At 67.4% G+C, this 14,111-nt stretch carries 13 protein-coding genes; 4 read left to right on the forward strand and 9 right to left on the reverse strand.

Annotation, left to right across the window (positions count from 1 at the left end; genetic code table 11):
• The first annotated feature begins 1 nt into the window (after position 1).
• Genes fadD3 through AB0I14_RS21270 form a run of 4 tightly spaced genes read left to right on the forward strand, consistent with a single transcriptional unit; the run spans position 2 to position 4,573 of the window.
• Positions 2 to 1,555: a 3-((3aS,4S,7aS)-7a-methyl-1,5-dioxo-octahydro-1H-inden-4-yl)propanoate--CoA ligase FadD3 gene (fadD3, locus tag AB0I14_RS21255; RefSeq protein ID WP_358025652.1), complete on the forward strand. Its 1,554-nt coding sequence runs from the start codon at positions 2 to 4 to the stop codon at positions 1,553 to 1,555.
• A complete protein-coding gene (locus AB0I14_RS21260; protein ID WP_358025654.1) occupies positions 1,546 to 2,676 on the forward strand; it encodes an acyl-CoA dehydrogenase family protein in 1,131 nt (376 codons plus the stop codon). The genes fadD3 and AB0I14_RS21260 overlap by 10 nt, the downstream gene beginning before the upstream one ends.
• Complete coding sequence (locus AB0I14_RS21265) at positions 2,673 to 3,641, forward strand: acyl-CoA dehydrogenase family protein (protein WP_358025656.1); 969 nt, start codon at positions 2,673 to 2,675, stop codon at positions 3,639 to 3,641. Before AB0I14_RS21260 ends, AB0I14_RS21265 begins: the two co-directional genes overlap by 4 nt.
• Positions 3,638 to 4,573, forward strand: coding sequence for an acyl-CoA dehydrogenase family protein (locus AB0I14_RS21270; RefSeq protein ID WP_358025658.1), 936 nt, complete (start codon positions 3,638 to 3,640; stop codon positions 4,571 to 4,573). The genes AB0I14_RS21265 and AB0I14_RS21270 overlap by 4 nt, the downstream gene beginning before the upstream one ends.
• Here AB0I14_RS21270 and hutI read toward each other — a convergent pair.
• Genes hutI through AB0I14_RS21315 form a run of 9 tightly spaced genes read right to left on the reverse strand, consistent with a single transcriptional unit; the run spans position 4,570 to position 14,076 of the window.
• Positions 4,570 to 5,736, reverse strand: a complete 1,167-nt coding sequence (gene hutI / locus AB0I14_RS21275) for an imidazolonepropionase (RefSeq protein WP_358025660.1) — start codon at positions 5,734 to 5,736, stop codon at positions 4,570 to 4,572. The two genes, AB0I14_RS21270 and hutI, sit on opposite strands and share 4 nt — an antisense overlap.
• Complete coding sequence (locus AB0I14_RS21280) at positions 5,733 to 7,091, reverse strand: formimidoylglutamate deiminase (RefSeq protein ID WP_358025662.1); 1,359 nt, start codon at positions 7,089 to 7,091, stop codon at positions 5,733 to 5,735. Before AB0I14_RS21280 ends, hutI begins: the two co-directional genes overlap by 4 nt.
• Positions 7,088 to 8,314: an allantoate amidohydrolase gene (locus AB0I14_RS21285; RefSeq protein WP_358025664.1), complete on the reverse strand. Its 1,227-nt coding sequence runs from the start codon at positions 8,312 to 8,314 to the stop codon at positions 7,088 to 7,090. The genes AB0I14_RS21280 and AB0I14_RS21285 overlap by 4 nt, the downstream gene beginning before the upstream one ends.
• Positions 8,311 to 9,978 (reverse strand): urocanate hydratase, encoded by a 1,668-nt coding sequence (hutU, locus tag AB0I14_RS21290; protein ID WP_358025666.1) that lies wholly within the window; start codon positions 9,976 to 9,978, stop codon positions 8,311 to 8,313. Before hutU ends, AB0I14_RS21285 begins: the two co-directional genes overlap by 4 nt.
• Positions 9,979 to 10,003: 25 nt before the next feature.
• Positions 10,004 to 10,927 carry an ABC transporter substrate-binding protein gene (locus AB0I14_RS21295; protein ID WP_358025668.1) on the reverse strand — a complete coding sequence of 308 codons (924 nt, stop codon included), beginning with the start codon at positions 10,925 to 10,927 and terminating at the stop codon, positions 10,004 to 10,006.
• Positions 10,924 to 11,649, reverse strand: a complete 726-nt coding sequence (locus AB0I14_RS21300; protein WP_358025670.1) for an ABC transporter permease — start codon at positions 11,647 to 11,649, stop codon at positions 10,924 to 10,926. The genes AB0I14_RS21295 and AB0I14_RS21300 overlap by 4 nt, the downstream gene beginning before the upstream one ends.
• Positions 11,646 to 12,290: an ABC transporter permease gene (locus tag AB0I14_RS21305; RefSeq protein WP_358025672.1), complete on the reverse strand. Its 645-nt coding sequence runs from the start codon at positions 12,288 to 12,290 to the stop codon at positions 11,646 to 11,648. The genes AB0I14_RS21300 and AB0I14_RS21305 overlap by 4 nt, the downstream gene beginning before the upstream one ends.
• Positions 12,287 to 13,387, reverse strand: coding sequence for an ATP-binding cassette domain-containing protein (locus AB0I14_RS21310; RefSeq protein WP_358025674.1), 1,101 nt, complete (start codon positions 13,385 to 13,387; stop codon positions 12,287 to 12,289). Before AB0I14_RS21310 ends, AB0I14_RS21305 begins: the two co-directional genes overlap by 4 nt.
• Positions 13,384 to 14,076 (reverse strand): helix-turn-helix domain-containing protein, encoded by a 693-nt coding sequence (locus AB0I14_RS21315; protein WP_358025676.1) that lies wholly within the window; start codon positions 14,074 to 14,076, stop codon positions 13,384 to 13,386. The genes AB0I14_RS21310 and AB0I14_RS21315 overlap by 4 nt, the downstream gene beginning before the upstream one ends.
• Positions 14,077 to 14,111 lie beyond the last annotated feature (35 nt).

Raw genomic sequence — 14,111 nt, forward strand, 5'->3', positions numbered from 1 at the left:
GATGACGAGCGATCGCCGCACCGTTCCAGCGGTGCTGGACCGGGTTGCCGTGCAGTATTCGGACCACGACGCCCTGGTCAGTGATGATCAGCGGCTCACCTATTCGGAACTGCGCGCGCACGTACGCCAAGCCGCCGCGGCGATGATCGACCTCGGTGTCGCACCCGGCGATCGGGTGGCGATCTGGTCGCCCAACACCTGGCACTGGGTGGTGGCCTGCCTGGCCACGCATTACGCCGGCGCACAGATGGTGCCGCTGAACACCCGCTACACCGCCAGCGAGGCCACCGACATCCTGGCCCGCACCGAGGCCCCGCTGCTGATCGCGGCGGGCGAGTTCCTGGGCTCGGACCGCTCCGCCGAACTGGACCGTGACGCGCTCCCGGCGCTGCGCCACATCGTGCGGGTGCCCATCGATAAACAGGACGGGACCTGGGACGAGTTCGTCGCCCGCGGATCTGGATCAGAGGCCTTGGAACGGGTCGACGCACGCGCCGCGGCAGTGCAGCCCGACGACGTCTCCGACATCCTGTTCACCTCCGGCACCACCGGGCGCAGCAAGGGCGTGCTGTGCGCGCACCGCCAGTCGCTCGACGGGTCTGCAGCCTGGGCCGAGTGCGGCCAGGTCACCAGCGCCGACCGCTACCTCGCCATCAACCCGTTCTTCCACAACTTCGGCTACAAGGCGGGCATCCTGCCCTGCCTGCAGACCGGCGCGACGCTGTACCCGGTGCTCACGTTCAAACCCGAACAGGTCCTGAAAACCATTGCCGAGCAGCGCATCACCGTCCTGCCCGGCCCGCCGACCATCTTCCAGACCCTGCTGGACCATCCCAACCGCGCCGACTACGACCTGTCCTCGCTGCGTTTCTCGGTGACCGGCGCGGCCGTGGTGCCGGTGGTGCTGATCGAGCGGATGCAGTCCGAACTCGACATCGACATCGTGCTGACCGCCTACGGCCTGACCGAGGCAGCCGGATTCGGCACCATGTGCAGCGCCGACGACGACGCCGTCACCGTGGCCACCACCTGTGGCCGGCCGATCGCCGATTTCGAACTGCGCCTGGATGATTCGGGTGAAGTGCTGCTGCGCGGGCCCAACGTCATGCTCGGCTACCTCGATGACCCCGAGGCCACCGCAGCGACCATCGACGCCGAGGGCTGGCTGCACACCGGCGACATCGGAACGCTCGACGCGCGTGGCAACCTGACGATCACCGATCGCCTCAAGGACATGTACATCAGCGGCGGGTTCAACGTGTACCCGGCCGAGATCGAGCAGGTGTTGGCCCGGTTGGACGGCGTGTCCGAGACAGCGGTGATCGGCGTTCCCGACGAGCGACTCGGCGAGGTCGGCAAGGCCTTTGTGGTGCTCAAGCCCGGCGTCACACTCGACCAGGCCGCCGTGATCGCTTACGCCCGTGAGCATCTGGCCAACTTCAAGGCGCCGCGATCAGTTGAGTTTCTGGATGTGCTGCCGCGAAATCCGGGCGGCAAGGTGATCAAACCGGTGCTGCGCAGCAGAGGGACCCGAGAAGGGGTGCAATGGACCTGACATTCGACGACGAGACCGAGGCCTTCCGGGCCGAGGTCCGCGACTTCCTGACGGCCAATCGGGACTCGTTCCCGACGAAGTCGTACGACACCCTTGAGGGTTTCGAACAGCACCGCCGCTGGGACAAGGTGCTCTTCGACGCCGGACTGTCGGTGATCGCCTGGCCCAAGGAGTACGGCGGCCGCGACGCCACCCTGCTGCAGTGGGTGGTGTTCGAGGAGGAGTACTTCCACGCCGGCGCCCCCGGCCGGGCCAGCGCCAACGGCACCGCGATGCTGGCGCCGACGCTGTTCGCCCACGGCACCGAGGAACAGCTCCAGCGGGTGCTGCCGAAAATGGCCAGCGGCGAGGAGATCTGGGCCCAGGCCTGGTCCGAGCCCGAGTCAGGTAGCGATCTGGCCTCGCTGCGCTCGACGGCCACCAAGGTCGACGGCGGCTGGAAACTCAACGGGCAGAAGATCTGGAGCTCCCGCGCGCCCTTCGGTGAGCGCGGGTTCGGTCTGTTCCGCTCCGACCCGGAGGCACAGCGCCACAAGGGTCTGACCTACTTCATGTTCGACCTCAAGGCTCCCGGCATCACCGTGCGCCCGATCGCCCAGCTCGGTGGCGACACCGGGTTCGGCGAGATCTTCCTCGACGACGTGTTCGTGCCGGACCACGACGTGATCGGCGGCGTGCACGAGGGCTGGCGCGCGGCGATGAGTACGTCGAGCAACGAGCGCGGCATGTCGCTGCGTAGCCCGGCACGCTTCATGGCACCTGCTGAACGGCTTGTCGCACAGTGGAAGAGCAATCCCGATCCGGCGTTCACCGACCGGGTGGCCGATGCCTGGATCAAGGCCCAGGCCTACCGGCTGCACACCTTCGGCACCGTGACCCGGCTGGCCAACGGTGGTGAGCTGGGCGCCGAGTCCTCGGTGACCAAGGTGTTCTGGTCCGATCTGGATGTCGCCCTGCATCAGACCGCACTCGACATGCAGGGTCCGGACGCCGAGCTCGTCGACCACTGGACCGAAGGCCTGCTGTTCGCGTTGGGCGGCCCGATCTACGCCGGCACCAACGAGATCCAGCGCAACATCATTGCCGAGCGCCTTCTTGGCCTGCCCCGGGAGCCAAAGTGAATTTCGAAATCGACGAACAGCAGCGGGACTTCGCGGCCAGCATCGACGCCGCACTGGGGGCCGCCGATGTTCCGGCTGCCGTGCGCGCCTGGGGCGACGGCGACACCGCGCCCGGCCGCAAGGTGTGGGCACAGCTGACCGACCTCGGAGTGACCGCGCTGCTGGTACCCGAGAAGTACGACGGCATCGAAGCCAGCCCCGTCGACCTCGTCGTCGCGCTGGAGCGGCTGGGCTACTGGGCGGTGCCCGGTCCGGTGACCGAATCCATCGCCGTCGCACCGATCCTGCTCGCCGGCCTAGATGAATGGGGCGAGCGCTCCACTGCTTTGGCCTCCGGTGAGCTGATCGCCACCGTCGCCATGCCTCCGCAGGTGCCGCGCGCCGTCAACGCCGACGTCGCCGGACTGACCCTGCTCGCCGCCGACGGGCAGGTCGGCGCCGTCACGGTCGGCGCCGCACACGATTCCATCGACCCGGCCCGAAAGCTGTTCGACGTCACCGCAACCGGTGATACCCAGGCCGCGGACACCGCGCGGGCCTATGAGTTCGGTGTCCTGGCGACCGCCGCCCAGCTGGTCGGCGCCGGCCAGGCCATGCTGGATCAGTCCGTCGAATACGCCAAGCAGCGCACCCAGTTCGGCCGGATCATCGGCTCGTACCAGGCCATCAAGCACAAGCTCGCCGATGTGCTCATCGCTGTCGAAATGGCCCGGCCGCTGGTCTACGGCGCGGCGCTGTCACTGGCGGAGGGATCGCCCGACACCGCACGTGACATCAGCGCCGCCAAGGTCGCGGCTGCCGACGCCGCGCTGCTGGCCGCCCGGTCGGCGCTGCAGACCCACGGCGCCATCGGGTTCACCCAGGAACACGACCTGTCCCTGTCTCTGCTGCGTGTGCAGGCGTTGCGCAGCGCCTGGGGCGATCCCACTACGCATCGTCGTCGACTGCTGGAGGTCCTCTCGTGAGTGAAGAACGGCAAATGCTGCGCGAAACCGTCGCCGCCCTGGTCGACAAGCACGCCTCGCCGGAGGCCGTGCGCACAGCCATGGAGTCCGAGCGCGGCTACGACGGGAAGCTGTGGAGCCTGCTGTGCGAGCAGGTCGGTGCGGCCGCCCTGGTGGTCCCCGAGGAACTAGGCGGAGCCGGCGGCGAACTCGCCGATGCCGCAGTGGTTCTCGAAGAGCTCGGCAAGGCCCTGGTGCCCACCCCGCTGCTCGGCACCACCCTGGCCGAACTCGCGCTGCTGGCCGTCGAAGATCACGAGCCGCTCGAAGGCCTCGCCGAAGGCGCCTCCATCGGCACCGTCGCCTTCGACCCCGACTACGTCATCAACGGTGACGTGGCCGATGTCGTCATCGCCGCCGACGGGGAGAACCTGACGCGCTGGACCACGTTCACCGCGACCCCCAAATCCACCATGGATCTGACCCGCAGGCTGTCCGCGGTGATCCCCGGTGACACCGTCGTCCTCGGCGCCGATCCCGGCCTGGCCGACACCGCCGCCCTGCTGATGGCCGCCGAACAGATCGGTGCCGCGACGCGATGCCTCGATCTCACCGTCGCCTACACCAAGGACCGGGTGCAGTTCGGCCGCGCCATCGGCAGCTTCCAGGCGCTCAAGCACCGGATGGCCGACCTGTACGTCAAGGTGTCTTCGGCCCGCGCCGTCGTCAACGACGCCATCGCCGCCCCGTCACCCACCACGGCCTCCCTGGCCCGCTACTTCGCCAGCGAGGCGCTGTCCGCCGTAACGGCCGAAGCCATCCAGCTGCATGGCGGCATCGCCATCACCTGGGAGAGCGACATCCAGCTGTACTTCAAGCGGGCGCACGGCAGTGCACAGCTGCTCGGGCCCCCACGTCAGCATCTGCGGCGCCTCGAAGCCGAAGTGTTCTAGGCGATCTGGCCGCCGACCACGACGTCTCGCACCAGCGGCACGCCGGGCCGGTAGGCCAAGTGGACGTACGACGGCGCGTCGAGGCAGATGAAGTCCGCCCGCTTGCCGGGTGACAGCATGCCGACATCGGTGCGCCGTAACGCGGCCGCACCGCCGGCTGTCGCCGACCACAGCGCCTCCGCCGGGGTGAAGTTCATATCCCTGACCGCCACGGCGATACAGAACGGCATGCTCGTGGTGAAGGAACTGCCCGGGTTGCAGTCGGTCGCGATCGCCACCGTGACACCGGCGTCGAACATCCTGCGGGCATCGGGCCATTGCGCCCGCGTCGAGAACTCCGCGCCGGGCAGCAAGGTCGCGACCGTTGCCCCCGCGGCCAACGCTTCGATGTCGGCATCGGTGGCATAGGTGCAGTGATCTACTGACGCGGCGTCGAGCTCGATCGCCATCTGGATTCCGCCACTGGGACCGAGTTGACCGGCATGTACGCGGGGTAGCAGACCAGCCTCGATGCCGGCGCGCAGAATGACCCGGGACTCGTCGACGTCGAAAGCCCCCCGGTCGCAGAACACATCGACCCAACGGGCGGCCGGAGCGCAGGCGTCGAGCATCGGGCCGGCGACCAGAGCGATGTAGCCCTCGCGGTCGTCCCGGTACTCAGCCGGCACCACATGCGCACCGAGAAAGGTAGTTTCGCCGGTGAATTCGCGGGCGACGGCCAGGCAACGGGCTTCGTCGGCCACAGTGAGGCCATACCCGCTCTTCGTTTCGAAGGTGGTCACGCCCGCCGTACGCAGTTCGCGGGCCAGGCGGCTGACCCCAGCGGTCAAGGTGGCATCGTCGGCGGCGCGCGTGGCGGCGACCGTCGTCGCGATCCCGCCTGCTGCATAAGGTTTCCCGCTCATCCTCGCGGCGAACTCCGCGGAGCGTTCGCCCGCGAACACCAGATGGGCATGACTGTCGACGAAGCCTGGAATGACGCTGACCCCGCCGCAGTCCACGCGGGCGTCGGCATCCGGTGCATCGGCGCGTCGACCGGCCCACGCGATGGATTCCCCCTCGACGACCACGGCCGCATCGGCGATGACGCCCAGTGCGCTGCCGTCGCCGAACGCCGGATCATTGGTCACCAGTTCGGCGATACCGGTGTACACGGTGCTCATGACCCGCCCATCAGATCGGAGATCGTCGCGGCGAGTTCGGCAGCGGCGTCGACAGTTACGTGCCTGCGGTCGGAGACCACGACCCGACCGTCGATGACCACATCGGTGACATCGCCCGCGGCGGCCGCGAACACCAGCGCCTCGACCGACGCACCGCTGCCCGCGGTACGCACCGAGCCGAGGTCCACCGCGACGAGATCCGCGCGTGCCCCGACCCGGAACTCTCCCGCGTCGGTCCATCCGAGTGCATGCTGCCCGCCGATCGTCGCCGCCTCCAACAGCTTTGCCGCCGCGATGATTCCACGTTTCTGCCGGGCCAACCGCTCGTCGAGTTCGACGGCCCTGGCCTCCTCGAACAGGTCGATGACCGCGTGACTGTCCGATCCCAGACTGAACAATCCCTTCAGGTCGAGAAGCGCCGGCGCGGGGCCGATTCCGTCGCCGAGGTCCCGTTCGGTCGTTGGGCAGAAACACACACCCGTCGCCGTCTCGTCCAGGTCGGCGAGATCCCGATCGGTCAAATGGGTGGCGTGGACCGCCGTGGTCCGGGATCCCAGCACCCCTGCGTCCTTGAGGACAGCCGTGGGTGTTCGGCGGTGCACAGCGATGCACTGGTCGATCTCGGCCCGCTGTTCCGACGAGTGCACATGCAGCGGCGCCTGGTTGGCGTCAGCCCACTCGACGACCGCGGGCATGTGTTCGACCGGGACTCCGCGCACCGAATGCAGTGCGGCGCCCACAAGCAGTCCGGGGGATGCCTGCGTTTCCCGACGCAAAGTCTCGACTCGCTCCGCCCAGGCCGCTCCGCTGCCGTCACCGAAGCGCTGCTGGGGTCCCTCGTTCAGCGGCGCCCCGTCCGGAGCCGAACTGAGATAGCAGGTGTCGAGCAGCGTCAGGCGCAGTCCCGCCTCTGCAGCGCCCGCAATCAGCGCGTGCCCCATCGCATTCGGGTCGGAGTACGGCCGCCCGCCCACGTCGTGGTGCAGGTAGTGGAATTCCCCGACAGAGGTGATCCCGGCCAGCGTCATCTCGGCGTACACGGCCCGGGCCAGTGCCCGGTAGGTGTCCGGATCGAGTCGGTCAGCGGCCCGGTACATCAGATCCCGCCACGTCCAGAACGAACCACGGTCGCGCTGCGTGCGTCCCCGCAGCGCGCGGTGGAATGCATGCGAATGCGCGTTGCCCAGGCCCGGTATGACCAGGCCCCGCAGCCGATTCGCCGTTCCAACGGGTGACATGTCGGTCCGTATCGACGCGACCTTCCCCTCCGCGACCGAGATCAGTACCCCGGATTCGACGGTGTCGCCGCCCAGCCAGGCGTGTTCGCACCACCAATCGGCCACGGCTGTCGTCACGCGGTCACCCAGTCCGCCATGACATCGGCGAGGGCGACCGCGCCCTGATTGCAGTCGCCCGGTTCGGCGAACTCGGCAGGTGAGTGCGAGACACCGGTTGGGTTGCGCACGAACAACATCGCGGTTGGCACCTGTTCGGACAGGATGCCGGCGTCGTGACCCGCCGCCGTCGGCAACACGGGTACCTCCCCCAGATGGGCGAGGGCCTTCAGCAGCCTGGCCCGCGGTCCCTCCGGGAATTCGACGATCGGCGTGACGGATTCGGCGAACACCTCGAGATCGATCGAATCGGTGGCGGCGTGGTGGTGCGCCTCCGCGGTGATCCGCTCGACCAGCGCGGTCAGGGTGGCCTCATCGGGTGCTCGGGCGTCCAGCCACGCGCGGATCTGCGACGGGATCGCGTTGGCCCCGTTCGGGGAGACGATCACCTTGCCGAAGGTGGCCACCGCACCGTGCTGGGCCGCCTCGGCCCGCGCGGAGTGCACCGAGGATGCGAACGCGAGCATGGGGTCGCGGCGGTCGATCAGCCGCGTCGCACCCGCGTGGTTGGCCTCACCGGCGAACGTGAATTCCCACCGCCCGTGCGGCCAGATCGACGACGCCACCGCGACGGGCGCGTCCACCAGGTCCATCGCCCGGCCCTGTTCCACGTGCAGTTCGACGAATACCCCGACCCGTTCGGCCAGGCTTGGGTCGGCACCGAGATGTTCCGGATTGCGGCCGACACGGGTGAGGGCCTCGGCCAACGTGATTCCGTCGTTGTCCCGCAGTCCTCTGGCGCGCTCCGGACTCAGGGCGCCGGTCGACAGTTGCGATCCGACACATGCCACGCCGAAGCGTGCCCCTTCCTCGTCGGAGAACGCCGCCACCCCGACCGGAATGGTGGGCACCACACCACGCTCACGCAGGATGTCGACCGCCGCAAACGCGGACACCACACCGAGTGGTCCGTCGAACGCACCACCGTCGGGCACCGAGTCCAGATGCGAACCCGTCACGAAGGCGTCGCGCGGATCGCCGGACCATCCCCGCGGCATCCACCACGCCCACATGTTGCCGTTGCGGTCGACTTCGACGCCCATGCCGCGGCGGTCGGCCTCCCCGACGAACCACTCCCTCAGCGTCATGTCGGCGTCGGACCACGCGAACCGGCGGTAACCACCGGTGCCGGAATTGCGTCCGACATCGAGGATCGTCGGCCACAGCGAGTCGAAGGCGGTCATGCGTTCTCCCACATCGGGATCCGGACGCCACGCTCGCGGGCGACAGAGGCGGCATGCTCGTAGCCGGCGTCCACGTGCCGGATGACGCCCATACCCGGGTCGTTGGTCAGCACCCGCTCAAGCTTCTGCGCGGCCAACTCGGTGCCGTCGGCGACACAGACCTGACCCGCGTGGATCGAGCGCCCCATCCCCACACCGCCGCCGTGGTGGATCGACACCCAGGAGGCTCCCGAGGCGACATTGACCATCGCGTTGAGCAGCGGCCAGTCGGCGATCGCATCGGATCCGTCGAGCATCGACTCGGTTTCGCGGTAGGGCGAGGCGACCGACCCGGAATCCAGGTGGTCGCGGCCGATCACGATCGGCGCCGACAGCTCACCGGAAGCGACCATCTCGTTGAACTTCAACCCCGCCTTGTGTCGTTCGCCGTAGCCGAGCCAACAGATGCGGGCCGGCAGGCCCTCGAACTTGACCTTCTCCCCGGCCATCGTGATCCAGCGGCGCAGATGCGTGTTGTCGGGGAAGAGCTCCAGGATCGCCCGGTCGGTGGCGGCGATGTCCTTGGGATCACCCGAAAGTGCCGCCCACCGGAACGGGCCGAGTCCCTCCTCGAACTGCGGCCGGATGTAGGCAGGGACGAACCCTGGGAAAGCGAAAGCCCGGTCGTATCCGGCCTTGCGGGCCTCGTCACGGATCGAGTTGCCGTAGTCGAAGACCTCGGCTCCGCGGTCCATGAAACCGACCATGGCTTCGACGTGTTTGGCCATGGACAGCTCGGCCTGCTCGGTGAAATAGACCGGATCCTTCTCGGACATCTTCTTCATGTCCTCGAAGTCGATGTGCAGCGGAAGATAGGCCAGCGGATCGTGCGCCGAGGTCTGATCGGTGACGATGTCGATCGGCGCCTCGCGCCGCAATAGTTCGGGGAACACCTCGGCGGCGTTGCCCACCAAACCGATCGACAACGGCCGCTTGGCGTCTCGCGCCTCGACCGCCATCTTCAGAGCCTCGTCGATGTCGGCGGCCTTGGTGTCCAGATAGTGGTGTGCGATCCGCCGGTCGATGCGGCTCTCGTCGCAGTCGACGCAGATCGCCACACCGTCGTTCATGGTGACGGCCAGCGGTTGCGCCCCGCCCATGCCACCCATCCCCGCGGTCAGGGTGATGGTGCCGGCCAGCGTTCCGCCGAACTTCTTGCGCGCCACCGCACCGAAGGTTTCGAAGGTGCCCTGCAGGATGCCCTGCGTGCCGATGTAGATCCAGGAGCCGGCGGTCATCTGGCCGTACATCATCAGGCCCTCGGCCTCGAGCTTGCGGAACTGCTCCCACGTGGCCCAGTCGCCCACGAGGTTCGAGTTCGCCAGCAGTACGCGCGGTGACCACACGTTGGTACGGAACACGCCGACCGGCTTGCCGGACTGGATGAGCATGGTCTCGTCGTCCTCGAGGGACTGCAGGGTCGCGACGATCGCATCGAAGGCTTCCCAGCTCCGCGCGGCCCTGCCGGTGCCGCCGTACACGACCAGATCTTCGGGATGCTCGGCGACCTCGGGGTCGAGGTTGTTCATCAGCATGCGCAGGGCGGCTTCCTGTTGCCAACCCTTGCAGGAGATTTCGCTGCCACGGGCAGAGCGGACGGGGCGGGGCCCGGATGTCACGGTCATGGGGTGGTTCCTTTTCGTGTAGTGCTCAGTTACCGCTCAGGCCCGCGTCGGCGAGCCATTTCTTGGCGATGTCGGAGAGGTTGGTTCCGGTCGCGGCCTCGGCGTTCATGTCGATCAGGTCGTCGGTGGTCAGCTTCGCCGACACGGCGTTGAGTGCCTTGGTGAGGGTTTCGGTCTGCTTGGCCGATTTGACCAGTGGGATCACGTTCTCGGCCGCGAACAGATCCTTGTCATCCTCAAGGGCGACAAGGTTGTTGGCCTTGAGCCCCGGATCGGTGCTGAACAGGTCGCCAGCCTGGATCTGGCCGTTGGTCAGCGCCGTCATCGTCAGGGTGCCGCCGGCGTCCAGGCTGACGAACTCCTTGAAGTTCAGCCCGTACACGTCACGCAAGCCGACCACACCCTGAACCCGGGACTTCCACTCCGGCGGCCCACCAAGCACCAGTTCACCGGCGACCGGCGCGAGGTCGGAGATCTTGTGCAGGTTGTACTTTTCCGCGGTGGCCTTGGTGACCGCGACGACGTCCTTGTCCTGGGCGCCCGATGGAGCCAGCAAGGTGATTCCCGGCGTCATGTTGCTGACCAGGCCGGTGATCACCGCCTCGGTGGAGGAGGCGGTCGACTTCGGATCCAGATGACTGAGCAGCGCGCCGGAGTACTCCGGAACCAGGTCGATCGAGCCGTCCTTCAAGGCCGCCAGGTACACCTCGCGGCTGCCGATGTTGAACTGTTCTTTGACGCTGATTCCCTTGGCCTGCAACGCCTGTGAATAGATGCTGGCGATCAGCTGACTCTCGGTGAAGTCGGCGGATCCGATGATGACCCCGGATCCTTCCGAGCCGCCGGAACCGTCGGAGGACAGCGGATCGCTGTTGAGGCCGCAGGCAGACAGCGTCAGTGTTGCGGCAACCGTGGCGGTCAGGGCGGACAACAATTTGCGTCTGATCATCTCACGGGCTCCATCGGGACGGCGGTTTCGAGCGGGTTGGTTTTGGCGGCCACCCGGCGCAGGCCGGGCGACACGATCAATCGGCCCAGCCAGGCGAAGCCGAGTTCCAAGACGATGGCCAGGAGGGCGACGAGGATTGCGCCGCCGGCCATTTCGCTGAAGTTCGCCTGCGCCCGGCCGTCGAGGATGAATCGGCCCAGGCCCTGCAGACCCAGGTAGGCCGCGATGGTCGCGGTGGAGACGATCTGCAGTGTCGAACTGCGGATCCCGGAGATCAGCAGCGGCAAGGCACAGGGGAGCTGAACCCGTAGCAGAATCTGACGTTTCGTGAATCCCATGCCCCGGGCCGCACCCACCGCATCGGGATCCGCGTTCTGGATTCCGGCGTAGGTGCCGGTAAGGATCGGCGGCACCGCCAGCAGCACCAGCACCACGATGGTCGGCAGGATGTAGACGAGCTTGCCCGCGACGACGGGGGCGAAGATCAGGAACAGCAGCACCAGAAGGCCCAGACTCGGAAGCGCCCGCAGAGCGTTGGCGAGGCCGGCGACCAGGGTCTCACCCCGCCCGGTGTAGCCGATCAGGATTCCGAGCGGGACGCCGATCGCCAGCGCGCCCAGCAAGGCGATCGCCGAATACAGCAGGTGGTAACCGACCTGCATGGGGATACCGCCCGAACCGGTCCAGTGCGCCGGGTCGGTGAACCAACCGAAGATGTTCATGAGGTCACCGTCCGCTGCCGCCAGGGGGTGAGCACCTTGTTGAGCACGATGATCAAGCCGTCCAGGATCACCGCCAGCACGACGCACATCACCACGCCGGTGACGAGTGGAACGAAGAGCCGCAGCTGGAAGCCCTGGGTGAACAGCGACCCGAGTTGCGGAATACCCAGCAGGGCAGCCATGGTCACGATGCTGACGTTGGACACCACCGCGACCCGCAGTCCGGCGGCAATCACCGGCACGGCGACCGGTAGTTCCACCAAGAGCAGCCGCTGCCAGCCCCGGTAGCCCATGGCCTCGGCGGCCGCCACAGTGTCGTGCGGCACCGAGCTCAACCCGTCAGCGACAACCCGCACCAGCAACGCCAGGGTGTAAAGGGTAAGCGCCACCACGATGTTGATCGGATCCAGGATCTTGGTGCCGAGCAGCACCGGCAGCAGGATGAAGAGGGCCAGCGACGGGACGGTGTAGAGCAGGCCCGCGGTGCCGACAATGGCCGCATACCCCCGCCGCGACCGGTGCGCCCACCAACCCAGCGGCAGTGCCAGCAGCAATCCGATCACCGTGGGCAGCACCGTCAGCCAGGTGTGGCTGACGGTGAGGCTCACAATGCGGTCCAGATTGGACGAGATCCAGTTCATGACCGCCCCTCCTTCGCGCGCCGGATCGCCGCAATGAGGTTCTGGTCGGTCACGGTGCCCAACAGGGCACCCGAGTCGTCGATGACGACGGCGCGTCCGCTCGGGCTCGACAGCGCGGAGTTGAGCAGCTCGCGCAGTGGATCGCCGTGTCGGGCGGTCGTGCCGCAGAGGTTGACATCGCGCTCCGCGACGGTGTCGCCGGACAGGTTCGAGGTGTCGACCCAGCCACGTGGAGCGCGGCCGTCCCCGATCGCCAGCACCCACCGTCCGTCGACCGCTGGTATCGACGAAACCGGCTGCCCCACGGTGACTGTCGGCTCTTCGCTGAGCGCGAGCTCGCCGTCGATGTGATGGAACCCGAGGGCTTGGTAGCCGCGGGCCGAGCCGACGAAGTCGGCGACGAAGGAATCCTGCGGGGCGGCCAGCAATTCGGCCGGCGACGCAGCCTGGGCCAGGGTTCCGCCCTGGCGCAGCACCACGACCTGATCCCCCAGCTTGAGCGCTTCATCGATGTCGTGGGTGACCATGACGATGGTCTTGGAGATGTCGGCCTGTAGGCGCAGGAACTCGTCCTGCAACTGGCTGCGGACGATCGGGTCGACAGCGCTGAAAGGCTCGTCCATGAGCAGGAAAGGCGGATCGGTCGCCAGTGCGCGGGCCACCCCCACGCGCTGCTGCTGGCCGCCGGACAGCTGCCACGGATACCGCCGCGCGAATTTGGCATCGAGGCCGACTCGCTCCAGAAGGTCCATCGCCTTGGCCCGGGTTTCCTTCTTGCCTCCGCCGAGCAGGCGGGGCAGCGCCGCCACGTTGTCGACCACGGTCCGGTGCGGAAACAGGCCCGCGTTCTGAATGACGTAGCCGATCCGCCGGCGCAGGGCGACCCGGTCCAGGGTCTGCGTATCGACCCCGTCGAGCTCGATCGTGCCCGAACTGGGTTCGATGAGCCGGTTGATCATTCGCATCGAGGTGGTCTTTCCGCATCCCGATGGACCCACCAGAGTGGTGATCTTTCCGTTCGGTGCGGTGATCGTCAGGTTGTCGACGGCGACTGTGCCGTCCGGATAGACCTTGGAGACGTTGTCGAATGTGATCATGGCTGTCTTTCTTCCGAGCTTTCGTCGGGGCCAGATTTCCGGAGACGGCTCAGCTGGGCGGATACCTCCGCCGCCGCCGAGACCAGCAGTCCGCCATACCGAGCAGCATCCGATCCGGTGAGTCGGTAACTCGGGACGACAATGCTCAGCGCAGCGACGATGCGCGCCTCCGAGTACAGCGGGGAGGCGATGGCAGTCACGTCCGCCTCGACCCCGCGTTCGATGACGACGTATCCATCGGTGTTCACTACGCCGCGCAGCGCATGACCTGCGGCCGAGATATCGAGGGGAATGGCGCGACCGACCCAATTGGCGTGCCGGACGGAATGGGTTCCCTCGACGATGCTGATGTAGAGCGCAGTGGCGGCGTGGCCATCGACGGAGAGGTAGACGGATTCACCCGTCTGGGCAACCAACTTCTCCATCGCCGGCCTGGCGAGGTCGACCAGAGACTCGCTGGACAGGGCCTGCGCACCGAGTTGGATGATTCGACTGCCGGGTCGGTAGGTGCCGACTTCGTCCTTGGCGACAAAACCGGTGGCTTCCAGCGTGCGCAGGAGCCGTAGCGCCGTGCTCGGCGCAAGGTCGCAATCTCTCGCGCTGTCAGCAAGATTCGCGCTGCCACGCTCGCAGATGGTCGCGAGCAGGGCCAATGCGCGCTCCACGGTCCTGGTGGACGCTTCTGCCACCTCAACCTCCCCTCACCCGGCCTACGATTGCTACT

Origin of the sequence: Mycobacterium sp. NPDC050441, from assembly GCF_040655355.1 — a bacterium.
GTDB lineage: Bacteria > Actinomycetota > Actinomycetes > Mycobacteriales > Mycobacteriaceae > Mycobacterium.